This window comes from Streptomyces sp. 796.1 (genome assembly GCF_047525675.1).
Taxonomy (GTDB): Bacteria; Actinomycetota; Actinomycetes; order Streptomycetales; family Streptomycetaceae; genus Streptomyces.
The window spans coordinates 83,276-105,357 of the sequence record NZ_JBLIWA010000034.1; the positions used below are offsets into that span (position 1 = coordinate 83,276).

A 22,082-nucleotide genomic window follows, 5' to 3' on the forward strand; every position below is an offset into this window, starting at 1 on the left:
CCCCCCCCCCCCCCCCCCCCGCGGCATCAGAGACGGGTCACAGACGCGTCTGTGGAGTGGGCCGGAGGCGGATCAGGCCAGGCCGGCCGGCAGGTGCGGGGTGATCTCGGCGGCGGCTTCCGCTCCGTACGTCTTCTGGAAGCGCTCGACGAAGCGGCCGGAGCGCAGTTCGTACTCCTGCGTGCCCAGCGTCTCGATGACCAGCGTGGCGATCATGCAGCCGACCTGGGCGGCGCGCTCCAGCGAGAGGTCCCAGGAGAGGCCGGCGAGGAAGCCGGCGCGGAAGGCGTCGCCGACGCCGGTCGGGTCGACCTTGGCGTTCTCCTCGGGCACGCCGACCTCGATGGTCGGTTCGCCGGTGCGCTCGATGCGGACGCCGCGGGCGCCGAGCGTGGTCACCCGGGTGCCGACCTTGCCCAGGATCTCGTCCGCGGTCCAGCCGGTCTTGCTCTCGATGAGCGCCTTCTCGTACTCGTTCGTGAACAGGTACGTGGCGCCCTCGACCAGCCGGCGGATGTCCTCGCCGGCCATCCGGGCGAGCTGCTGCGAGGGGTCGGCGGCGAAGGGGTAGCCGAGGGTGCGGCACTCGTCGGTGTGCCGGACCATCGCCTCCGGGTCGTCCGCGCCAATCAGCACCAGGTCCAGGCCGCCGACCCGGTCGGCGATCGGCCGGAGCTCGATCTGCCGGGCCTCGCTCATGGCGCCGGTGTAGAAGGAGGCGATCTGGTTGTGGTCGGTGTCGGTGGTGCAGACGAAGCGCGCGGTGTGCAGCAGCTCCGAGATGTGCACCGACTCGGTGTCGACGCCGTGCCGGTCGAGCCAGGCGCGGTAATCGGCGAAGTCCTCGCCCGCCGCCCCGACCAGCACCGGGCGCAGGCCGAGCGCGCCCATCCCGAAGCAGATGTTGGGGGCGACGCCGCCGCGGCGGATGTCGAGGGCGTCGACCAGGAAGGAGAGCGAGACCGTATGCAACTGGTCGGCGACCAGTTGGTCGGCGAAGCGGCCGGGGAAGGTCATCAGGTGGTCGGTGGCGATGGAGCCGGTAACAGCGATGCGCACGGCGAGTCTGCTCCTGGGGGCGACGACAAGGACGTTGACCGAGGACGATCGCTTCACGCTACCGGGTGCATCGCGCCCCGCCGAACGGGCAAAACTACCCGATAGTAGGTCTTTCTTCGCACCGTACGGCCTGCATACGGTTCTGCTAGCCGGGGTGCACACCAGGTGCCCCACAGTCTGGGAGAGCCCATGCCGCAGCGCGCCACCCCCGCCGTTCCCGCCCCGGTCCGCGAGCCGGAATCCCTCGCCGAACTGCGGGCCGACTGCGCCCTGATGGCCCCGCGCTGGCCGGTGCCCAGCACGACCGGCCGCACCGCCCCGTCGGTCGGTCCGGCCCACATCCGCGGCGTACGGGTCCCGGCGGCCTCCGCCCACCTGGTGGACGGGATGTCCGAGTACGGCGACTGACGCAGCGGCGGCAGCAGCCGTCAGCCGGCGCGGCCCGCGGGGCCGCGCCGGGGCGGAGGCGGATGTGCCGCGGTTCCCCCCGGGGCGGTTGTGCCGCGGCTCGGCGCGGGGGCGGTGGCGAAGGCGCCGCAGTTCGGCGCCGGGCGGATGTGCCGCGGGACGGGACCGCGCCCCGTTCGGCGGTGCCTCGGGGGCACCGCCGCACCACCGTGCGCCCCGCCGTCCGGAATCGGCCCGCCCCGGAGGGGAACCGTCTCCTTCCCCGCCCCGTCCCATCGGCGTCCCCAACCCGGGGACGGAGCCGTAGCGGAGAGCGGAGCCGAAGGAGTTACACCGTGAGCACCGAGGACACCCCCGAGGACCTCACCGAGGAGACCTCCGACCACACGGACGCCCCCACCCGCCGCAAGCGACGCTCACCCCTGGCCATCGCCACGGTCGCCGCGGCGGTGCTGGTGGTCGGCGGCGGAGGCGCCTACTGGGCCTCGTCGGCGGCGGACGACGACGACCCGGGGCAGTCGAGCGACGCGGGCGACCCGCCGCCGCTGGCCCTGGACGGATTGACCGACCCGGCCCAGGCGGGTTCCCCCGCCGAGAAGGGGATCGCGGTGGGCGAGCCGAACCCCGGCCGGCCCACGTACCGGGCGACCGGCGAACTCCCGGGCGCCCCGGACCCGACCGCGCCGGTCTACCGGACGGGTTCCAAGGTCTCCCGGGCCGAGGTGGCGAAGCTGGCCGAGGCGCTGCGGATCACCGGTGAACCCCGGCTGGAGCGCGGCGTGTGGAAGGTCGGCGGGGCCCCGGAACGGATGAGCCCCACGCTGCGGGTGAAGGCGACGGGCGCCGGCGGCTGGTCGTACACCAGGTTCGGCGCGCCGGGCGGGGACGGCTGCCTTGAGCCGCCGCACACCATGGGCGAGGGCGCCGACGACGGCGCCAAGGCCACGCAGGACCGCCCCGCAGGCCCGCGGTGCGGCTCGCTGCGCGACGGCCGGCCCGGCGGCGGGCTCAAGGACGCCGGGCGCAGCCGCGACGCCCAGGGCCCGGACGGTTCGCAGGGCTCGCAGAACGCGCCGGCCGTGCCCGACGGCGGGAGCCCGCCGGTCTCCGCGGCCGAGGCCGAGAAGGCCGCCGAGCCGGTGCTCGAAGCGCTCGGCCAGGACGACGCCGCGGTGGACGCGAGCCGCACCTACGGGGCGGTACGGGCGGTGACCGCCGATCCGGTCATCGGCGGGCTGCCCAGCTACGGCTGGCAGACCACGCTGGAGATCGGCGCGAACGGCCAGGTCGACGGCGCGAACGGCTTCCTCGCCGACCTGACGGCGGGCGACCCGTACCCGGTGGTCGGTGCCGAGCAGGCGCTGCGCGCGCTCAACGCCGGCAGCGGGCAGCACGGCAAGGCGGACATCGGCGGCTGCAAGACCGCCAAGGACCCCGACGTGGTGGTCGCCGAGGAGAGCACGGATAAGAAGAGCGCCCCCGATCGCCAGAACGCGCCCTGCGAACCGGCGCCGGGCAAGCAGCCGGTGGTCCAGGAGGTCCAGAAGGCGACCTTCGGGCTCGGCATGCGCTTCACGGAGGGCCGGCAGGTGCTGGTGCCCTCGTGGATCTTCACGGTGCGCGCCACGGACGCCAAGGACGGCGAGTCCGACACCGTCGTGACGCAGCCGGCGGTGGACCCGAAGTACCTGGTCGCCCCCACGTCGTCGCGCGCGGGCGACTGGCACCCGGAGCGGGCCGAGTCGTACGAGGCGCGCGGCAAGGAGCTGACGGTCCGGTTCTCGGCCGGGGTCTGCTCGACGTTCTCGGCCACGGCTGACGCCTCGGAGTCGACGGTCAAGGTACGGGTCACCAGCAAGCGCACCCACCCGGAGCGGGCCTGCATCTCCCTGGCGAAGAACTACGAGCGGAAGATCACGCTGGACGAGCCGCTGGAGGACCGCAAGGTGGTGGACGCCACGACCGGCAAGACGGTGCCGCGCGAGGCGGCCCGCAAGTAGCGCGCTGACCGCCTGCCGCGGCCGAACGCGCAGGCCCCGCGGCGGGGCGGTCTGACGGGCGCGCTCCGTGACCGACGCCCCTGAGCGGCACAAGGGCACAAGGGTCGTGGGGCGGGTCCGGCACGGGCGCCGAGGCACGGCGCGGGCGCAGCACGAAACCGGCGCAGAGCAGGCACGGGCCCCGTACGACGGAGGCGGCGGTTCCCCGACGAAGGGCCGGGGGCCGCCGCCGCGCGTCGTCCTGCGGTCCCGCACCGCGCGCACTGCACTACGCGGCGCGGCCCGGCGGGTCGTGGCCGCCGCCCTGACGGACGGTGGCCGACCCCCGGGCCGTGGCAACCGCGCGGCAGGGCCCCGCCCGCGGCACGTGTCCGCGGCGGGGCCCAGGCGAGGCTTAGCTGAAGGAGTCGCCGCAGGCGCAGGAGCCCGTGGCGTTCGGGTTGTCGATGGTGAAGCCCTGCTTCTCGATGGTGTCCACGAAGTCGATGGAGGCACCGCCCAGGTACGGGGCGCTCATGCGGTCGGTGACGACCTTGACGCCGTCGAAGTCCTTCACGACATCGCCGTCGAGCGAACGCTCGTCGAAGAAGAGCTGGTAGCGCAGGCCGGAGCAGCCACCAGGCTGGACGGCGACGCGCAGCGCGAGGTCATCACGGCCTTCCTGCTCCAGCAGTGCCTTGACCTTGCCCGCGGCGGCATCGGACAGGAGGATGCCGTCACTCGTGGTGGTGTCGTCCTGAACCGTCATCTGCTTCTCTCCCGGGTTGTACGGACTGCTTGCCCTCGGCTGCAACCCACGCCGTGCCGAATTCATTCCGCATCTGGCGCGCGTCTTCCGTCTTCATGCTCGCACACCGTTCTGCGCGGGGGCATGGGTCGCCGAACCAGGAATGCGTCACATCGACGCGATGGCCATCGTCAACGTGACGCGAAGCGGTTATGATAAATAGCGTCAAACAGACGAAAAGGCTTGTCTGCGGAAAACAGAAAGGGTGCGTGTTGTGACCACCGCCCAAACTCTCGACGTCCAGCCCACCCCGCTGGCCCTGCTGTTGCTGGGCCGCGAGGCCGACCCCAAGAGCGAGCGCGGCGTGGAGTGCCCGGGCGACCTGCCCGCCCCCTCCGACCCGGACCTGGTGGCGCGGGCCCGCGCCGCCAAGGAGAAGCTCGGGGACCGGGTCTTCGTGCTCGGCCACCACTACCAGCGCGACGAGGTCATCGAGTTCGCCGACGTCACCGGGGACTCCTTCAAGCTCGCCCGGGACGCGGCGGCCCGACCGGACGCCGAGTTCATCGTCTTCTGCGGCGTGCACTTCATGGCCGAGTCCGCCGACATCCTCACCGGCGACGACCAGCAGGTCATCCTGCCCGACCTGGCCGCCGGCTGTTCGATGGCCGACATGGCGACGGCCGAGCAGGTCGCCGAGTGCTGGGACGTGCTGACCGAGGCCGGGGTCGCCGATGTGACCGTGCCGGTCTCGTACATGAACTCCTCGGCCGACATCAAGGCGTTCACCGGCCGGCACGGCGGCACGATCTGCACCTCGTCCAATGCGCGCCGGGCCCTTGAGTGGGCCTTCGCGCAGGGCGAGGGGCGCACGGCGGAGCTCGACACCAAGGTGCTGTTCCTGCCCGACCAGCACCTGGGGCGCAACACGGCCGTGCGGGACCTGGGGATGTCCCTTGAGGACTGCGTGGTCTACAACCCGCACAAGCCGGGTGGCGGCCTGACCGTCGAGGAGTTGCGCGCGGCCAAGATGATCCTGTGGCGCGGCCACTGCTCGGTGCACGGCCGGTTCTCGCTGGACTCGGTGGAGGACGTGCGCGCCCGCATACCCGGGGTCAACGTGCTGGTGCACCCCGAGTGCAAGCACGAGGTGGTGGCCGCCGCCGACTACGTGGGCTCCACCGAGCACATCATCCAGACCCTGGAGGCGGCGCCGGCCGGGTCCAAGTGGGCGATCGGGACCGAGCTGAACCTGGTGCGCCGGCTGGCGAACCGGTTCGCCAGCGAGGGCAAGGAGATCGTCTTCCTCGACAAGACGGTGTGCTTCTGCTCCACCATGAACCGCATCGACCTGCCCCACCTGGTGTGGACCCTGGAGTCGCTGGCCGAGGGCAAGGTGGTCAACCGCATCCAGGTCGACCAGGAGACCGAGCACTTCGCCAAGCTCGCCCTGGAGCGGATGCTGTCACTCCCGTAACCCACCGCGCACCACCGCGCCCACCCACCACGGCCGCGTCCCGGGCCTCACCTCCCGGGCCGCGGCCGTCGTGCCGAACTCCCAGCCCGTACGCACCAGTCCGTACGCGTCAGCCCGTACGCACGTCCGTACGCGCCAGCCCGTGCGCATCAGTCCGTACGCGGGCGCACCAGCCCCGTCTCGTAGGCGATGACCACCAACTGCGCCCGGTCGCGGGCGCCGAGCTTGGCCATGGCGCGGTTGACGTGGGTCTTGACGGTGAGCGGGCTGACGTGGAGCCGTTCGGCGATCTGGTCGTTCGACAGGCCGCCGGCGACGTGCACCAGCACCTCGCGCTCACGCACCGTGAGCGCCTCCAGGCGGCTGGCCCCGTAGCCGCTCTCGTCCGCCCCCTCGTCCGCGCCGCCGCCCTGCGCGAGGAACTGGGCGATCAGACCCTTGGTCGCCGCCGGGGACAGCAGGGCCTCCCCGGCCGCCGCGACCCGGATCGCGGCCAGCAGTTCCTCGGGCTCCGCGCCCTTGCCGAGGAAGCCGCTGGCGCCCGCGCGCAGCGACTCCACCACGTACTCGTCCACCTCGAACGTGGTCAGCATCACCACCCTGACCTCGGCCAGTGCCGGGTCCGCGCTGATCACGCGGGTGGCGGCGAGCCCGTCGGTGCCCGGCATCCGGATGTCCATCAGCACCACGTCCGCCTGATGGGCGCGGGTCAGCTCCACCGCCTGCGCGCCGTCCGACGCCTCCCCGACGACCTCCATGTCCGGCTCGGAGTCCACCAGGATGCGGAACGCGCTGCGCAACAGCGCCTGGTCGTCCGCGAGCACCACCTTGATCGTCATTCGCTCTCGTCCCCTCCCGAACGGCCTCGTACCGGCAGTGTCGCGCGCACCCGGAAGCCGCCCTCGACGCGGGGTCCCACCTCGCAGACGCCGCGCAGCGCGGCGACCCGCTCGCGCATGCCGATCAGGCCGTGCCCGCCGCCGTCGGACGGCGGCGGCACGGCGGGGCCGGCGGCCGAATCGGCGGCGGCACGGTCGGCTGGGCGATCGGCGGGGCGGTCGGCTGAGCGGCCCGCCGACTGGCTCCTGGCGCCGGTCCCGACCGGCTTGCCGGCCCCGTTGGCCTTGCCGCTCGCGCCGCCGGCCCGGGCGGCGGCCAGGGCCTGCCGGCCGGGCTTCGTACCGGCTGCCGGCCCGTCCTCCAGCGGCTCGCCCCCGTCGTCGATGACGGTGATCTCCAACTCGTCCCGCTGCCGCACCACCCGCACCTCGGCCGTCGCACTCGGCCCGGCGTGCTTGTGCACGTTGGTCAGGGCCTCCTGGATGATCCGGTACGCGGTGAGGTCGACCGCGGTCGGCAGCGCCCCGGAGACGGTGGCGACGCCCGCGGCTTCGGTGACCGGCCGGTCGGGCCGCTCCTCGTTGGCCGCGGCGACCGTGACCCGCAGCCCGGTGCGGGCGAAGCCGTCGATGAGCTGGTCGAGCACGCCGAGCCCGGGGGCCGGCTCGGTGGGTGCCTCCGGGTCGCCGTACTGGCGCAGCAGGCCGACCGTTGCGCGGAGTTCGCCAAGTGCCGACCTGCTGGCCTCGCGGACGTGCGCAAGTGCCTGTTTGGCCTGGTCGGGGCGGCTGTCCATGACGTGCGACGCGACCCCGGCCTGCACGTTGACCAGGGCGATGTGGTGGGCGACCACGTCGTGCAGTTCGCGCGCGATGCGCAGCCGCTCTTCGGCGACCCGGCGCCTGGCCTCCTCCTCGCGGGTCCGCTCCGCCCGCTCGGCGCGTTCCTCGATGGCCGCGATGAACGCCCGCCGGCTGCGCACCGCGTCACCGACGGCGGCGGCCATGCCCGTCCAGGCGAAGATGCCGAGGTTCTCCTGCATGTACCAGGGGTGCCGGCCGAAGATCATCACGGTGCCGGTGAGCAGTGCCACGGTGGCCGCGCCGATCCGCCAGGTGGTGTGCCGGTCGGTGGAGGCGCCGAGGGTGTACAGCGCGACGACGACGCTGATGGCGAGCTGCGAGGGCGGCACGGCGCCGCTGCGCGAGCAGGCGATGCCCAGGCCGCTGAGCACGGTGGTCACGGCGAGCACGGTGCGCGGCTGCCGGCGGCGCCACACCAGGGCCACGCTGGACGCCACGGCGAGGGCGGCGAGCAGCGGCCCCATGTCGGGCCGGTCCTCCACCGGGCCGGTCACCGAACTGGTCATGATGGAGGCGAGGACGCAGGTGGCGATCACGGCGTCGACCGCGAGCGGGTGCCCGCGCAGCCAGCAGACCGCGATGGACCCCTGTCGCGCGGCGCCCGGTCCAGCAGCGGGGAGAGTCACGGCACCCAACGGTACGGGCTGGCGCACCGCCCCGTGGCCACCCCGCTCCCCGCTGCGCCCCGCGACGGGGCGGGGCGCTGCCGGTCGGCTGCCGCCGGGTCAGCCGGGGATGAGCCCGTCGTCGCTGAGCATCTGCTCGACCTCCTCCAGCGTGGCGTCGGGGCCGGGCAGGATGAGCTCCGACGGCTGGAGCGCGTCATCGGGCAGGGGTTTGCCGAGGCGTCGTACGGCGTCCAGGAGTGCGGTGAGGGTGCGCCGGAATCCGTCGTGGTCGCCGCCCTCTATCTCGGCGAGCAGCTCGTCGTCGAGCCGGTTGAGTTCGGCGAAGTGGACGTCGTCCAGCTCCACCTGGCCCTCCCCCATGATCCGTACGATCACGACGGCCTCCTTGCCTGAACCCCCGCGCACGGGGCGCGGGTCTCGTTCGGGTGCCATGCGGCGGCCGGGGCCGGCCGCCGCCGGGTGCGCTACTTCTCGAAGCGCGGCTTCTGGCGGTCCACCGGCTGCACCTGGCTGCCGGGGGCGTTCTGGCCGCCCTCGATGGCCGGCGCGCCGCTGCCGCCGGCGAGCTCGGCCTTCATCCGCTGGAGCTCGATCTCCACGTCCGTGCCGCCGGAGATCCGGTCGAGCTCGGCCGCGATGTCGTCCTTGGCTGCGATCCCGGACTGGTCGTCGAGCGCGCCCGAGGCCAGGAGTTCGTCGATGGCGCCGGCCCGCGCCTGCATCTGCGCGGTCTTGTCCTCCGCCCGCTGGATCGCCATGCCGACGTCGCCCATCTCCTCGGAGATGCCGGAGAACGCCTCGCCGATCCGGGTCTGCGCCTGGGCCGCGGTGTACGTGGCCTTCAGGGTCTCCTTCTTGGTGCGGAAGGCGTCCACCTTGGCCTGGAGCCGCTGGGCCGCCAGGGTGAGCTTCTCCTCCTCGCCCTGGAGCGTCTGGTGCTGCACCTCCAGGTCGGTGACCTGCTGCTGGAGCGCGGCCCTGCGCGAGAGCGCCTCCCTGGCCAGGTCCTCACGGCCCAGGGCGAGCGCCTTGCGCCCCTGGTCCTCCAGCTTGGAGGACTGGCCCTGCAACTGGTTCAACTGCAATTCGAGCCGCTTGCGGGAGGTGGCGACGTCCGCGACGCCGCGCCGCACCTTCTGGAGCAGCTCAAGCTGCTTCTGGTACGAGTAGTCAAGGGTCTCGCGCGGGTCCTCGGCCCGGTCCAGGGCCTTGTTGGCCTTCGCGCGGAAGATCATCCCCATACGCTTCATGACACCGCTCATGGGCCTCGCGCGCCCCCTTCTGACGGACTTGGACTCCGGCACACCACTACGGACCCAGCGTACGGGCCCTGCTTCTATTACCGCACTGTTCGGACGCCCTCGGACTCCTCCCTCAGGACGATCAGGGCTCGCCGGCATCAGGCCGGAGGAGTAGGTGGCGCCCCGGGAAACGGCACCCCACGCTGGTACGACGCGTGGCCGTTGCCGGATCGTTCCCCCCGAGGCTGGGGTCTACCCGCCACCACCCCGTACCCTTGGGTTTCGTGTTCCGAAGCCGTTCGAAGGATGAGCAGTCCGCGCCCGCCAAGGCGTCCGCGGATGAGCCGCAGCAGACCCGTGACCCGCAGGCGCCCAAGGGCCGCCCGACGCCCAAGCGCAGCGAGGCGCAGTCCCAGCGTCGCAGCCTGGCCAGCACGCCGCTGACCCGCAAGGACGCCGCCAGGCGGCAGCGGGAGGCCCGGCGCGCCGACCTGGCCAAGCAGCGGGAGGCGCTGGCCAACGGCGACGAGCGCTATCTGCCGGTCAGGGACCGGGGCCCGATCCGCAAGTTCGCGCGCGACTACGTGGACTCGCGGTTCGTCGTGGCGGAGTTCTTCCTGCCGCTCGCCGTGATCATCCTCGTCCTGAGCCTGATCCAGGCCGGGGCGATGCAGCAGTACGTGCTGCTGCTGTGGATGGTCGTGATCTTCCTCATCGTGATCAACTCGATCGTCATCGGCATCGCGCTCAAGCGCCAGCTCCGGCAGCGGTTCCCGGACGAGAACCTGCGCGGCGCCGTGCCGTACGCGCTGATGCGCAGCCTCCAGATGCGCCGACTGCGGCTGCCCAAGCCGCAGGTCAAGCGCGGAGAGCGGCCCTGACCCGGGGTACCGCCTTCGCCCGCGGCGCGGGGGCCTGGCTCGGCGGCCTCGGCGGGTTGCGCAACACCGTCCGGCAGGAGCTGGTGGCGCGCCAGCTCGACGAGCAGATCGGCACGCTGTTCCCGGTGGGCCAGCAGTTGCGGGTGCTCGACGTCGGCGTCGGCCAGGGCACCCAGGCGATGCGGCTGGCCCGCATCGGGCACGAGGTGACCGGTCTCGAATCGGACCCGGCGATGCTCGCCGCGGTGCGCGGCGCCCTGGAGGGCGAGCCGCGGTTCGTCCGCGAGCGGTTCCGGCTGGTCCAGGGCGACGGCCGGGACACCGGTGCGCACTTCCTGCCGGGCGCCTTCGACGTCGTCCTCTGTCACGGCGTGCTGATGTACGTGCCCGAGCCGGAGCCGATGCTGGCGGGGCTGACCCGGGTGCTGGCCCCCGGCGGGCTGCTGTCGCTGGTGGTGCGGAACGCCGATGCGCTCGCCCTGCGGCCCGGCCTGGCCGGCGACTGGGCGGGGGCGCTGGCGGCCTTCGACTCCCCCGACTACACCAACCGGCTCGGCCTGACGGCTCGCGCCGACCGGTGCCAGGACCTGGTGACGACGCTGGCCGGCATCGGCGCGCCGGTGCGCGAGTGGTACGGCGTGCGGTTGTTCAGCGACGGCGCGGCCGACGGCACCGTCCCGCCGACCGCGGACGAGTTGGCCGCCCTGCTGGCCGCCGAGGAGCGCGCCGGCCGCACCGACCCGTACCGCACGGTGGCCGCGCTGCTGCACCTGTGCGGGGTGCGCCAGTAGCCGCCCCGACGAGGCTCGGGGCACGCGGCCCGGGGCCCGGCGGTCGGACCGGCCCGGGGTCCGGGTGGCGGTCCGGACCTCGGAGTCTGGGTTACCGGCCAGGGCCTTGGTGGCGGGCCGGCCCGCGGGTCAGGTGAAGTGGCCGAGAGCGCGTCCTGACTCGTACGAAACGAGCGCGTCTCGTACGAAACGAGCGCAGAGCCCGGGAGCTGACACGTGTCCGCCGAGCAGGACGGCCCACCGCCGATCACGCCCGCCACTGCTACCCCCGCGCGCGAGGGCGGGCCCCCGGAAGGCGCGGCGGGTGCGCCGGGGGTGCCGCAAAACGCGACGGGCACGGCGGATGGCGCGGGATCGGCCGATCAGGTGAAGCTGCCCGCCCGCGAGACGTGGGCGGTCCTGTACGGGCACATCCGGCCGCACCGCTGGGTGATCGCGCTGGCCGCGGTGTTCACGCTGATCGGCGCGGCGACCGGGCTGGCCCAGCCGCTAGCGGCGAAGGCGCTGGTCGACCGGCTCGGGGACGACGAGTCGATCGCCGGCATGTTGGTCCTCCTCACGCTCCTCGTGGTGCTCGGCACGGTGATCGAGGCGCTGGGCGCCTACCTCCTTGAGCGCACCGCCGAGTCGGTGGTGCTCGCCGCCAGGCGGCGACTGGTCGGCCGGCTGCTGCGGCTGCGGGTGCCCGAGGTGGAGCGCACCCAGCCGGGCGATCTGATGTCGCGGGTCACATCGGACACCACGCTGTTGCGGTCGGTGGCGACGGAGTCGCTGGTGGGCGCGGTCACCGGAGCCCTGACGCTGGTGGCGACCATCGTGCTGATGGGGCTGATGGAACCGGTGCTGCTGCTGGTCACGCTTGGCGTGATGGCGCTGATCGGCGGCGCGACGGGCCTGGTCATGCCCCGGATCGCGCGGGCCAGCAAGGCGGCCCAGGAGGCGGTCGGGGCGATCTCCACCGTGCTGGAACGGTCCTTCGGGGCCTTCCGCACCATCAAGGCGTCCGGCGCCGAGGCGCGCGAGCAGGCCGTGGTGGACGCGGCGGCGCGCGATGCCTGGCGGCACGGCGTACAGGCGGCCAAGTGGCGGGCGCTGGCCTGGTCCTCGGTCGGCTTCGCGGTGCAGGTCTCCTTCCTCGCGGTGCTCGGCGTCGGCGGCGCGCGGGTGGCGTCGGGCGCCACCGACGTGGGCACGCTCATCGCCTTCCTGCTCTTCCTCTTCTACCTGATCGACCCGGTCAGCCGGCTGGTGGAGGCGGTGTCCCAGTACCAGGTCGGGGCGGCTGCGGTGGCCCGGATCAGCGAGGCCGAACGGCTGGCGACGGAGCCGGTGGGGACACGGCCGGCGGGAGCACCGGAGCCGGAGGCCGCGCTGGGGCCCGGCGCCGCTGCCGCACCGGAATCGGAGGCCGCTGCCGCACCAGGGGCGGGCCCCGCTGCCACGCCGGACGGCGCCGGACCGAAGCCGGCCGCGACCGGCGGCGACGCCCCCGACCTGCCCGAGGCCCCGGCCACGGTCACCTTCGAAGCGGTCACCTTCCGCTACCGCGACGACCTGCCGTACGTGCACCACGGCGTCGACTTCCACCTCCCCAGCGGCGGCCTGACGGCGTTCGTCGGGCCGTCGGGCGCCGGCAAGACCACCGTGTTCGGGCTGATCGAGCGGTTCTACGAGGCGACCGGCGGCCGGGTCCTGGTGGACGGGCGGTGTGTGCGGGAGTGGCCGCTGGAGGCGCTGCGGGCCTCGATCGGGTACGTCGAGCAGGACGCTCCGGTGCTCTCCGGGACGCTGCGCGACAACCTGCTCTTCGCCCATCCGCACGCCACCGATGCGGCACTGCGCGCGGTCCTGGCCCGTACGCGACTGGACGCGCTGGTGGACCGGCTGCCCGAGGGCCTGGAGACGGTCGTCGGGCACCGCGGGAGCAAGCTCTCCGGCGGTGAGCGGCAGCGGGTGGCGATCGCCCGGGCGCTGCTGCGCCGCCCCCGGCTGCTGCTCCTGGACGAGGCCACCTCGCAGCTCGACGCGGTGAACGAGATGGCGCTGCGGGACACCGTCGCCGAGGCCGCCCGCGAGACGACCGTCCTGGTGGTCGCGCACCGGCTGTCCACGGTCACCCTCGCCGACCGCATCGTGGTGCTGGACGCCGGGCGGGTACGGGCGGTGGGCACCCACGAGGAGTTGGTGGCGGCCGACCCGCTGTACGGCGAGCTGGCGGCGGCCCAACTGTTGGCCACGGCGCCGCCGGCGGCGTCGTAGCCCCGGCGGTCAGGGCCACGGGCGGGGCCAGGGAGCCGGGGCCGGGCCGGGCCCCACTCGGGGGGGGCAGAACGCCCGGGCGCAGCCGGAGGGTCGCCGACACGCACCGGTCACCGTCCCGTACGCCGCCCTCCGGGTGACTCGGGCGGCGGCGTCCGGTGGTCAGTGGGCCACAACACCACGCCAAAAGGAACACTTCGGGCATGAGTTGCTCGTCTGCGCGTGGCCCTTCCCGTCGATCGGCGCTCGCCGCCGGTGCCGCCCTGTGCGTCGCGGCCCTGCTGGCCGGGTGTGACTCCGGCTCCGACTCGGACTCCGTCCCCCGTCCCGAGGCCGCGTCGACCACGGCCGCGGACTCCGGCGCGGCCTCCCGTACCCCCGGCGGCGGGGCGGCGGCGACCGGCGGTGGGGACGGGGCGGCTCTCCAGCGGGCGTACGAGCGGACCGTGCAGGCCGTGCTGCCTTCGGTGGTGCAGATCACCACCGGGGACGGGCTCGGTTCGGGCATCGTCTACGACCGGCGCGGCCACATCGTCACCAATGCGCACGTGGTGGGCGACGCCAGGTCGTTCGAGGTCACCCTGGCCACCGGGCACGCGCCGCTGCGGGCCAGGCTCGTCGCCAGCTTCCCGCCGCAGGACCTGGCCGTGATCAAGCTGGAGCAGCCGCCGCAGGACCTCAAGCCGGCGTCGTTCGGCGACTCGGGCGAGCTGCGCATCGGGCAGATCGTGCTGGCCATGGGAAGCCCGCTCGGGCTGTCCGGCAGCGTCACCCAGGGCATCGTCTCGGCGCTGGGGCGCACCGTGGGCGAGGGCCGCAGCGGGGGCGGCACCGGGGCCACCATCGGCAACCTCGTCCAGACCTCGGCCGCGATCAACCCGGGCAACAGCGGCGGCGCCCTGGTCACCCTCGACCGGCAGGTCATCGGCGTGCCGACGCTGGCGGCGGCCGATCCCGAACGGGGCCTGGCGGCCGGCATCGGCTTCGCCATCCCCGCGTCGACGGTCACCCACATCGCCGACCAGATGATCAAGCACGGCCGGGTGACGGAGTCCGGCAAGGCCGCGCTCGGCATCACGGGCCGCAGCGTGCTCGGCCCGGACTACCAGCCGGCCGGGGTCGCGGTGGTCGCGGTCGCCCGGGGCGGGGCGGCGGACCGGGCCGGGCTGCGCGCCGGCGACGTGGTCCTGCGCATCGGCGACGCGCCGACCCCGACGCTGTCCGCCCTGACCGACGCCCTCGCCCGGCACCGGCCGGGCGACCGGGTGCGGGTGACGTACGACCGGGACGGCGACGAGCGGACGGTCTCGCTGACGCTGGGCGACCTCTCGTAGGCGGGGCCGCAGTGCGGACAGCGGCGGGGAGGCGGGCAAGGCCGGGGCCGGACGACGTCACGGCGCCGCCCCGGAGCGGGACGGGCGCCGTGACGGGCGGGCTCGGTCAGCTGGTCGGTTCGGCCTGGTCGGCGTGCAGGCTCATGGGCCCGTAGACCACGGCGTCGTCCTCGTACAGCAGCACCTGGTCAGCGCCGCCGTCCAGCAGGTCCTTCCACACCTCGCCGATCCACGACTCCGCGTCGCCCTGGGTCGGGAAGTCCTCCGGCTCCACCGGGGGCGCCACCTGCGTCCCGTCGGACTTCTCGAACCGCCACGTCCACGCCATGTTCGCTCCGTCTCTGCCGCCGTCGTGCCGTCCGCCCGCAGCCGCGGGCACGCGCCACCCGGCGCCTCCCGCGGCCCGCGCCACCGGTCGCGGTCCGTCGTGCCAAAGGGACGGGGGCCCGCGCCGGTACGGCCTGCTTGCCCGCAGCGTAGCCCGGGCGCGCAACCCCCCGGAGGTGGCCCCGCGCGCTGGCCGGCCGCCGGCGCGAGACGATCAGGGGGTGGAACTCACTCTCCTCGGCACCGGGGCCCCCAGCGGCCTGCCCCGGCCCGACTGTCCGTGCGCCGCCTGCGCCACCGCGGTGGGCAGCCAGGCGCGGGCCGCGACGGCCCTGCTCATCGACGACGCGCTGCTGCTCGACCTGACCCCGGGGCCGGCGTTGGCCGCGGCGCGGGCCGGACGCACGCTGGCCGGAGTCCGACAGGTGCTGCTGTCGCACCCGCACGACGGGCCGGCCGTCGAGTTCCCGGCCGGGCTGCCGGCGCCGGGCCGGGCCGCGGACGGGCGTGAGCTCGCCCTGCTGAGCGGGCACCGGGTGCGCGCCGTCGCGCTGGACGCACCGGGTACGGGGTACGAGGTGACCGGCCCGGGCGGCGAGCGGCTGCTGTACCTGCCGCCAGGCGGCGCCCCGGCCGGGCTGCCCGACCAGGTACCGGGGCGGAGCGGCGGGCGCCCGTACGACATGGTGCTGCTCGATGTGGTCGGCCGGCCCGACGCGCTGGCCCGGCTGCGGGCCGCCGGCCTCGCGGCGCCCACCACCGATGTGCTCGCCGTCCACCTGGACCACACCGTGCCGCCGGGGCCAGAGCTGCACCGCAGGCTGGCGGCGGCCGGCGCGCGGGCCGTGGCCGACGGGCAGACGCTGATCGTGGGCGAGTACCACGCGGTGCCCGACCTGCCGCGCCGGACCCTGGTGCTCGGCGGCGCGCGCTCGGGCAAGTCGCTGGAGGCCGAGCGGCGCCTCGCCGCCTTCCCGGACGTGGTCTACGTCGCCACCGGCGGCGACCGGGCGGGCGACCGGGAGTGGGCGGCGCGGGTGGCGGCCCACCGCGAGCGCCGGCCCGGCAGTTGGCGCACCGCCGAGACCTGCGACCTGCCGCCGCTGCTGGCGGCCGACGGGCCGCCGCTGCTCGTGGACTGCCTGTCGCTGTGGCTGACGGACGCGATGGACGCGGTGGGCGCGTGGGACGAGGAGCGCTGGGCGGCGAGCGGCGCGGACGCGCTGCGCGCGCGCGTCGCGGAACTGGTGGCGGCGGTCCGGACCACCCGGCGCCCGCTGGTGCTGGTGAGCAACGAGGTCGGCTCCGGCGTGGTCCCGGCCACCCCGTCGGGCCGCCGCTTCCGCGACGAACTCGGCCGCCTCAACGCGGCCGTCGCGGCCGAGTGCGAACACGTCCTGCTGGTGGTCGCGGGCCAGCCGCTCACACTCCGCTGACGGGGCGGGCGGGTTGGACTGAGTCGGGTCGGATCGAGCGGTACGCGCGGGCGCGAGGGCGGGTTGAGCTGTGCGGGTCGGGGCGACCGCCGGCGGTACGGGGCCCTACGCGCGGGCGCGGGCACGGGGCAGGTCCACGGGTACGGGTACGGGTACGGGTACGGCCCGGCCGCGGGCGTCACGGGCAGCGCAATGCAGCAGTCCCGGCGGCCCGGCGACCCCGGCGACCGGGCCAGCGCGAGCGAACCCCCACGCCCGCCCTCTGACGGCATGGCCGGGCCCGTGCGGGCCGGGTGGGGCTGGACCCCTGGTGGACGCTCGGGAGCGGTAGGGTTCGGCGGATGAGCGGTCTACACCTCGATGACTTCGTCGACCTGATCGAGCGCCCCGACGGCACCGTCCGCCGCGACGCCGAAGAGCGCCGTGCCCGACTCGCCACGCCGCCCGGCGCCCTGGGCCGGCTCGACGAGCTCGCCGAGTGGCTGGCCGCCGCGCAGGCCAGCGTCCCGGTCAAGCCGATCGAGCACCCCCGGGTGCTGCTGTTCGCCGGCGACCACGGCGTGGCCGAGCTCGGCATCTCGGGTCGCCCCGCGGGCAGCACCAAGGAACTCGTACGGGCCGTGCTCGACGGGACCAGCGCGGTCGCGATCCTGGCCCGTCGCTACGGGGCCGCGGTGCGCGTGGTGGACATGGCGGTCGACTGCGACCCGGCGGAGCTGCCCGAGGAGGTCACCCGGCACCGGGTGCGCCGCGGCTCGGGTCGGATCGACGTCGAGGACGCGCTGACCGCGGAGGAAGTGGAGCAGGCGTTCCGGGCCGGCATGGCGATCGCCGACGAGGAGGCCGATTCCGGCACCGACCTGGTGGTGCTCGGCGACCTGAGCGTGGGCGGCACCACCGCGGCCAGCACCCTGATCGCGGCGCTGTGCGGCACCGACGCCTCGGTGGTCACCGGGCGCGGCGGGGTCGCCATCGACGACCTGACGTGGATGCGCAAGTGCGCGGCGATCCGGGACGCGCTGCGCCGGGCCCGCCCCGTACTCGGTGACCAGTTGGAGCTGCTGCGCACGTCCGGCGGCGCCGACCTGGCCGCCACCACCGGCTTCCTGCTCCAGAGCGCGGTCCGGCAGACCCCGGTGATCCTGGACGGGGTGGTCTCGGCCGCCTGTGCGCTGGTGGCGCAGCGGGTGGCGTTCCGGGCGCCCGACTGGTGGCTGGCGGGTCAGGCGAGCGGCGAGCCGGCGCAGGCGAAGGCGCTGGACCGGACCGCACTCAACCCTCTTCTGGACCACGGCGTCAGTGTGGGTGAGGGGACCGGGGCACTGCTCGCCCTGCCGATGGTGCAGGCGGCGGCGGCCCTGGCGGCGGAGCTCCCGCTGCACGACTGACGCGGACCACGCGCTGGTCGGTACGGCCGGGGCCCGTCCCGGGCGGCCGACCAGCATGTCTGCACAGCCATGTCTACACAGGTCAAAAAATGCCCTAATTACGGATAAATGACCCCTCCCTCATATGCTCTACTTTCATGGGAGAAGTCCGCTTGAGTCCGGATGAAGGCAAGCAGCAGGGCCCGTGGCCCCAGCGGAGCGCGGCGTTCGCGGTCTGGTACCTGCGCGTCGTGACGTTCATCAACCTGTTGAGCGGCGTGTGGGTGTCCTTCGGCAATGACCTGCGCCGCCACAACGTCGACGAGTACTTCACGCCGTACCTGCTGACGGCGGGCTTCTTCTCGGCCGCGCTCTCGCTCTTCCTGGCCGTCACCATGCGCCGCCGCAAGCGCGCCGCCTGGATTCTCAACCTGGTGCTCAGCATGCTGTTGCTGGCGCTGTTCGTGGTGGTGCTGCCGTACCAGGAGTTCCGGCGGCACCCGCAGAACTGGATCTCGACGCTGCTGACCCTGCTGTTCGTGGTGGCGCTGCTGGTCGGCCGGCGCGAGTTCTACGCCAAGGGCGACCGGTCCAACCCCAAGCTGGCCGCGGTCGTCGCGGTCGGCGGGCTCTTGATCGGCTCGCTGCTGGCCGCGCTGCTGGTCACGGTGGCCAACACGGCGGCCGACGACGAGCGCTCCACCTTCCTGACCCGGTGGCGGTACGGCGTGATGCGGCTGATCTCGCTCGCCGCCGACGAGGACCGGTTCGCCGGCATCGTCACGCCCGGCTGGGTGGACGTGATCATCAACATCATGAGCACCCTCCTGCTGCTGCTCGTGCTCTACGCCGCCTTCCGCTCCCGGCGGGCCGTGGACCCGATCACCCCGGAGGACGAGGAGCGGCTGCGCGCCCTGCTCGACCGGCACGGCGAGCGGGACTCGCTCGGCTACTTCGCGCTGCGCCACGACAAGAGCGCCATCTGGTCCCCGTCCGGCAAGTCGGCCGTCACCTACCGCGTGGTCGGCGGCGTCTCGCTGGCCTCCGGCGACCCCATCGGCGACCTGGAGGCGTGGCCGGGCGCGATCGACCGGTGGCTGGCCGAGGCCCGCGAGCACGGCTGGGCACCGGCCGTGATGGGCGCGAGCGAAGAGGGCGGCACGGTCTACGCACGGCACGGCCTGGACGCCCTCGAACTGGGCGACGAGGCGCTGGTGGACACCGCCGAGTTCACCCTCGAAGGCCGCGCGATGCGGACCGTACGGCAGGCGTACAACCGGGTGAAGCGGGCCGGCTACACGGTCCGCATCCGGCGGCACGAGGAGATCCCGGACGAGGAGATGCGCGAGTTGGTGCGGCTGGCCGACGACTGGCGCGACGGGGAGACCGAGCGCGGCTTCTCGATGGCGCTGGGCCGGCTCGGCGACCCGCGGGACGGCCGCTGCGTGATGCTGGAGTGCTTCGACGCCGACGGTGCTCCCAAGGCCCTGCTCAGCTTCGCGCCGTGGGGGCCGCGCGGCCTCTCGCTCGACCTGATGCGCCGGGACCGCAACTCCGACAACGGGCTGATGGAGTTCATGGTCCTGGAGCTGATCCAGCGCGCGAAGGAGGTGAAGGTCACACAGATCTCACTGAACTTCGCGATGTTCCGCTCGGTCTTCGAACGCGGCGCCCGCCTCGGCGCCGGCCCGGTGCTGCGGCTGTGGCGCTCGCTGCTCAGCTTCTGCTCCCGCTGGTGGCAGATCGAGTCGCTCTACCGGGCCAACGCGAAGTACCGACCGATCTGGGAGCCCCGCTACTTGCTCTTCGAAAAGAGCACCGACCTGCTCCGGATCGGCCTGGCCAGCGCCCGCGCCGAAGGCTTCCTGGAAGCCCCCGGACTGCCCAAGTGGCTCAACCGCAAGCACCTGGAGACCCGGCCGTGACGCCTTTGAAGACGCCCTGGCACCTGGTTCCCGGCCCGCTGCGGCGGACCGTGCGCGCCGAATGGGGCCCGCTGGCCGCCGCGGTACGGGCCGGGCTGGCCCGCCGCAGGGCCGCCGCCCTGGTGGTGACCACCGCGGCGGTGTCCCTGATCGTGATCTGCCAGTACGTCCAGAACCAGCCCTGGGGCCACGACGTCATCGCCTTCGCCGGCTACGTCCAGGCCGACCAGCCCTGGTGGGGCGCACTGCTGCGGACCCCGCTGTCGCTGTTCGTCCCCGCGCCCGACCTGCCGGTGTGGGGCGGCCTCCTCCAGATCTTCGTGGTCTTCGGCATCTGCGAGTGCGCGCTGGGCTGGCGCCGCACCCTGGTGATCGCCTACGCCGCCACCATGGCCGGCACCGCATACGCGCGCCTCGGCCTGGCGCTCGGCCCGGACGGCCCGCTCGGGCTGCCCGCCGACATCGGCAGCCAGCACGACACCGGCCCGTCGGCGGCCGTCGTCGGCCTGTCGGTGTACGTGTGCTGGCGCTACCGGGCCTGGCTGACCGGGGCGCTGGTGATCGGTTCGATGGTGCTTGAGGTGTACGCCAAGCCGAACCTGGCCGGCCGCGAGCACCTGGTGGCCATCCTGGCGGTCCTCGTGGTGTGCGCGGTGAGCACGCGCGTGGAGCGGCTGCACCGGCTGGCCCGGCGGACCGCGCCCCGGCCGACCGTGCGGGACCGGGCGCGGGCCGTGGTGCGCGGCAGCCGGGCCGGGCGCGGTGCCGGACCGCGGGTGGCCTGGCGAGGCCCGGGTCAGCCGGGGGTGTCAGACCAGCCGGGCGAGTCGGCAGCGTCGGGCGTGTCAGGTGCGTCGGGACCTCGGCGGCCGGCGTTGCGGCTGGTGCGCGGCTCCCGCGAGGTCCCGGGGGTACCCGCGCAGCGGCGGACGGGCCCGCACACCGTGCCGACCCCGCGCGCCGCTTCAGGCACCGATCCGGACCACGGCACGCGGGAGGTCCAGCCGGTGAAGACCGTGCCGCCGGTTTCGCACGGCCGCGAACTTCAGCAGGCCCGGGCGGCTCAGCGCGTACGGGGGCCGCGGGAGGCTCAGGACGTGGGGAAGCCGCCCAGCCAGTCCTGGAACCTGCGGCGCAGCCCGTCCCATCGGGCGTCGTGAGCGGCGGCCCGGCGCTTGGCACGGGCCCTGGCACGCGGCCGGTTCCGGTAGCAGTGCCTGGCCCACGGTGAGCCCGGGCGGGCCAGCCGCACCGCGCCGAACGGCGCCACGAACGGCACCAGCACCCCGAACACCGCCATCCGCGGCTTGCCCTTGGCCAGGGCGAGGAGCGAGAAGAGGAAGTTGGCGGTGACGTTGGCCACGACCAGGCCGCGGTCGTGGCGCTCGGCCGGCGTCAGGTCGTTGACCCCGAACGGCAGGAACCCCCCGAGCACCAGCGCCACCAGCGCCGCCGTCAGTACCACCACCTCCACGCTCTTGCGGCCCTGCTCCGACCAGTACACGTCGTCCAGGTAGAGGACGAGCGCGAACTCGTCCAGGACCAGCCCGGCGCCGATGCCGAAGAGCACGGCGAAGACGGCCGCGCCCACGCCCCGCTGGCCGCTGGCGACCGCGCCGAACCCGCCGATGACGGTCAGCACCACCCCGGGTACCACGTGGTGCACGTGCAGCCCGCCCGCCGTCACGTTGCGAAACGGGCCGCGCCCCGCCCTGATCAGCCGGGTGACCAGTCTGACCAGCACGAAGGCCAGCACGAACGAGGCGAGCGCCAGCAACAGCGGGAGCTTGCCCGGCTCCAGGATGTTCCGCTGCCACCAGTGCCCCATGGCCCCTCACCCTGCGCGATAACCTGCGGCGCGATGGACACCACGCCGCATTCGTCCCCCACACGCCCGCCCCGCGCCCCCCGCGCCGCGGCCCGTGCCGCAGCCCTCGCCCACGGCCTGCGGTTCGCCTTCGGCACCCTGACGGTGCTGCCGGTACGGGTGACCCGCTGGGACCGGGACGCCGCGCGCACCGGCATGCTCTGCGCGCCGCTGGCCGGGCTCGTGGTGGGGCTCTGCGCGGCCGTCCCCGGCGGCCTGGTGCTGCTGGCCGGCGGCGGCCCGCTGCTCGCCGCGGTGGCGACCGCCGCGGTCCCCGCGGTGCTCACCCGCGGGCTGCACCTGGACGGCCTCGCGGACACCGCGGACGGCCTGGGCAGCGCCCAGCCCCCCGCCCAGGCGCTGGAGATCATGAAGCGCTCGGACATCGGCCCGTTCGGCGTGCTCGCCCTGGTCTTCGTCGTCCTGGCGCAGGTCGCGGCCGTCGCCGAGGCGTACGCGCAGGGCTGGGCGGAAGGCGCGCTGGCGGTGGCCGTGGCCGCCTGCGTCGGGCGCTGCGCGCTCACCCTGGCCAGCCGCGCCGGGGTGCCGGCGGCCCGCCCCGAGGGTCTTGGCGCGGCGGTGGCCGGCGCCGTCCCGACCCGCGCCGCGGTCGCCGCGGCGGCCCTGGTGCTCGCGGGCGCCGCGGCGGCC

At 74.3% G+C, this 22,082-nt stretch carries 20 protein-coding genes; 12 read left to right on the forward strand and 8 right to left on the reverse strand.

What is annotated here, in order from left to right; translation table 11 throughout:
- Nucleotides 1-72: 72 nt before the first annotated feature.
- Nucleotides 73-1,059: a carbohydrate kinase family protein gene (locus ACMA1D_RS22415; protein WP_414725799.1), complete on the reverse strand. Its 987-nt coding sequence runs from the start codon at nt 1,057-1,059 to the stop codon at nt 73-75.
- A gap of 189 nt (nt 1,060-1,248) precedes the next feature.
- Between ACMA1D_RS22415 and ACMA1D_RS22420 the strand changes: the two genes are divergently transcribed.
- On the forward strand, nt 1,249-1,467 hold the full coding sequence (locus ACMA1D_RS22420) for a hypothetical protein (protein WP_414725800.1): 219 nt from the start codon (nt 1,249-1,251) through the stop codon (nt 1,465-1,467).
- A 335-nt stretch (nt 1,468-1,802) separates the two neighbouring features.
- Nucleotides 1,803-3,467, forward strand: coding sequence for a hypothetical protein (locus ACMA1D_RS22425; protein ID WP_414725801.1), 1,665 nt, complete (start codon nt 1,803-1,805; stop codon nt 3,465-3,467).
- Nucleotides 3,468-3,861: 394 nt separating this feature from the next.
- On the opposite strand, the gene ACMA1D_RS22430 is transcribed toward ACMA1D_RS22425, so the two are convergent.
- Complete coding sequence (locus ACMA1D_RS22430; protein WP_349997069.1) at nt 3,862-4,215, reverse strand: iron-sulfur cluster assembly accessory protein; 354 nt, start codon at nt 4,213-4,215, stop codon at nt 3,862-3,864.
- A 253-nt stretch (nt 4,216-4,468) separates the two neighbouring features.
- Here ACMA1D_RS22430 and nadA point away from each other — a divergent pair, with 253 nt between their 5' ends.
- Complete coding sequence (gene nadA / locus ACMA1D_RS22435) at nt 4,469-5,671, forward strand: quinolinate synthase NadA (protein WP_414725802.1); 1,203 nt, start codon at nt 4,469-4,471, stop codon at nt 5,669-5,671.
- Nucleotides 5,672-5,820: 149 nt separating this feature from the next.
- Here the strand turns inward: nadA and ACMA1D_RS22440 are convergent, their stop codons facing one another.
- The 4 genes from ACMA1D_RS22440 to ACMA1D_RS22455 form a co-directional block, all read right to left on the reverse strand.
- Complete coding sequence (locus tag ACMA1D_RS22440; protein ID WP_414725803.1) at nt 5,821-6,510, reverse strand: response regulator; 690 nt, start codon at nt 6,508-6,510, stop codon at nt 5,821-5,823.
- Nucleotides 6,507-8,000 carry a sensor histidine kinase gene (locus ACMA1D_RS22445; RefSeq protein WP_414725804.1) on the reverse strand — a complete coding sequence of 498 codons (1,494 nt, stop codon included), beginning with the start codon at nt 7,998-8,000 and terminating at the stop codon, nt 6,507-6,509. Before ACMA1D_RS22445 ends, ACMA1D_RS22440 begins: the two co-directional genes overlap by 4 nt.
- Before the next feature lie 99 nt (nt 8,001-8,099).
- The gene (pspAA, locus tag ACMA1D_RS22450) at nt 8,100-8,378 is read right to left on the reverse strand and encodes a PspA-associated protein PspAA (protein WP_349994678.1); all 279 of its coding nucleotides are present in this window, start codon (nt 8,376-8,378) and stop codon (nt 8,100-8,102) included.
- A gap of 89 nt (nt 8,379-8,467) precedes the next feature.
- Nucleotides 8,468-9,265 carry a PspA/IM30 family protein gene (locus tag ACMA1D_RS22455; protein WP_349994679.1) on the reverse strand — a complete coding sequence of 266 codons (798 nt, stop codon included), beginning with the start codon at nt 9,263-9,265 and terminating at the stop codon, nt 8,468-8,470.
- 254 nt (nt 9,266-9,519) lie between these two features.
- On the opposite strand from ACMA1D_RS22455, the gene ACMA1D_RS22460 reads away from it, so the two are divergent.
- From ACMA1D_RS22460 to ACMA1D_RS22475, 4 genes are all read left to right on the forward strand, one after another.
- Complete coding sequence (locus ACMA1D_RS22460) at nt 9,520-10,125, forward strand: DUF3043 domain-containing protein (RefSeq protein ID WP_414725805.1); 606 nt, start codon at nt 9,520-9,522, stop codon at nt 10,123-10,125.
- A gap of 56 nt (nt 10,126-10,181) precedes the next feature.
- Nucleotides 10,182-10,916, forward strand: a complete 735-nt coding sequence (locus ACMA1D_RS22465; RefSeq protein WP_414725806.1) for a class I SAM-dependent methyltransferase — start codon at nt 10,182-10,184, stop codon at nt 10,914-10,916.
- 372 nt (nt 10,917-11,288) lie between these two features.
- Nucleotides 11,289-13,175 (forward strand): ABC transporter ATP-binding protein, encoded by a 1,887-nt coding sequence (locus tag ACMA1D_RS22470; protein ID WP_414725822.1) that lies wholly within the window; start codon nt 11,289-11,291, stop codon nt 13,173-13,175.
- 203 nt (nt 13,176-13,378) lie between these two features.
- Complete coding sequence (locus tag ACMA1D_RS22475; RefSeq protein WP_414725807.1) at nt 13,379-14,509, forward strand: S1C family serine protease; 1,131 nt, start codon at nt 13,379-13,381, stop codon at nt 14,507-14,509.
- 106 nt (nt 14,510-14,615) lie between these two features.
- On the opposite strand, the gene ACMA1D_RS22480 is transcribed toward ACMA1D_RS22475, so the two are convergent.
- Nucleotides 14,616-14,837: a hypothetical protein gene (locus ACMA1D_RS22480; protein ID WP_414725808.1), complete on the reverse strand. Its 222-nt coding sequence runs from the start codon at nt 14,835-14,837 to the stop codon at nt 14,616-14,618.
- A 220-nt stretch (nt 14,838-15,057) separates the two neighbouring features.
- Here ACMA1D_RS22480 and ACMA1D_RS22485 point away from each other — a divergent pair, with 220 nt between their 5' ends.
- The 4 genes from ACMA1D_RS22485 to ACMA1D_RS22500 all read left to right on the forward strand — a co-directional run bounded on the left by ACMA1D_RS22485 (nt 15,058) and on the right by ACMA1D_RS22500 (nt 20,724).
- Nucleotides 15,058-16,272, forward strand: coding sequence for a bifunctional adenosylcobinamide kinase/adenosylcobinamide-phosphate guanylyltransferase (locus ACMA1D_RS22485; protein ID WP_414725809.1), 1,215 nt, complete (start codon nt 15,058-15,060; stop codon nt 16,270-16,272).
- Nucleotides 16,273-16,613: 341 nt separating this feature from the next.
- Nucleotides 16,614-17,660: a nicotinate-nucleotide--dimethylbenzimidazole phosphoribosyltransferase gene (gene cobT / locus ACMA1D_RS22490; protein WP_414725810.1), complete on the forward strand. Its 1,047-nt coding sequence runs from the start codon at nt 16,614-16,616 to the stop codon at nt 17,658-17,660.
- Nucleotides 17,661-17,797: 137 nt separating this feature from the next.
- On the forward strand, nt 17,798-19,564 hold the full coding sequence (locus ACMA1D_RS22495; protein WP_414725811.1) for a phosphatidylglycerol lysyltransferase domain-containing protein: 1,767 nt from the start codon (nt 17,798-17,800) through the stop codon (nt 19,562-19,564).
- Nucleotides 19,561-20,724, forward strand: a complete 1,164-nt coding sequence (locus ACMA1D_RS22500; RefSeq protein WP_414725812.1) for a hypothetical protein — start codon at nt 19,561-19,563, stop codon at nt 20,722-20,724. Before ACMA1D_RS22495 ends, ACMA1D_RS22500 begins: the two co-directional genes overlap by 4 nt.
- On the opposite strand, the gene ACMA1D_RS22505 is transcribed toward ACMA1D_RS22500, so the two are convergent.
- Nucleotides 20,655-21,392, reverse strand: coding sequence for a hypothetical protein (locus ACMA1D_RS22505; RefSeq protein ID WP_414725813.1), 738 nt, complete (start codon nt 21,390-21,392; stop codon nt 20,655-20,657). The two genes, ACMA1D_RS22500 and ACMA1D_RS22505, sit on opposite strands and share 70 nt — an antisense overlap.
- Before the next feature lie 33 nt (nt 21,393-21,425).
- Here ACMA1D_RS22505 and ACMA1D_RS22510 point away from each other — a divergent pair.
- On the forward strand, nt 21,426-22,082 hold a 657-nt coding region (locus ACMA1D_RS22510; protein ID WP_414725814.1), incomplete at its 3' end, for an adenosylcobinamide-GDP ribazoletransferase.

Coding starts and splice junctions, on each gene's coding strand:
- ACMA1D_RS22420 (WP_414725800.1), top strand. CDS start 1,249: ATGCCGCAGCGCGCCACCCCCGCCGTTCCCGCCCCGGTCCGCGAGCCG.
- ACMA1D_RS22430 (WP_349997069.1), bottom strand. CDS start 4,215: ATGACGGTTCAGGACGACACCACCACGAGTGACGGCATCCTCCTGTCC.
- ACMA1D_RS22440 (WP_414725803.1), bottom strand. CDS start 6,510: ATGACGATCAAGGTGGTGCTCGCGGACGACCAGGCGCTGTTGCGCAGC.
- ACMA1D_RS22455 (WP_349994679.1), bottom strand. CDS start 9,265: ATGAGCGGTGTCATGAAGCGTATGGGGATGATCTTCCGCGCGAAGGCC.
- ACMA1D_RS22475 (WP_414725807.1), top strand. CDS start 13,379: ATGAGTTGCTCGTCTGCGCGTGGCCCTTCCCGTCGATCGGCGCTCGCC.
- ACMA1D_RS22480 (WP_414725808.1), bottom strand. CDS start 14,837: ATGGCGTGGACGTGGCGGTTCGAGAAGTCCGACGGGACGCAGGTGGCG.
- cobT (WP_414725810.1), top strand. CDS start 16,614: ATGAGCGGTCTACACCTCGATGACTTCGTCGACCTGATCGAGCGCCCC.
- ACMA1D_RS22495 (WP_414725811.1), top strand. CDS start 17,798: ATGGGAGAAGTCCGCTTGAGTCCGGATGAAGGCAAGCAGCAGGGCCCG.
- ACMA1D_RS22505 (WP_414725813.1), bottom strand. CDS start 21,392: ATGGGGCACTGGTGGCAGCGGAACATCCTGGAGCCGGGCAAGCTCCCG.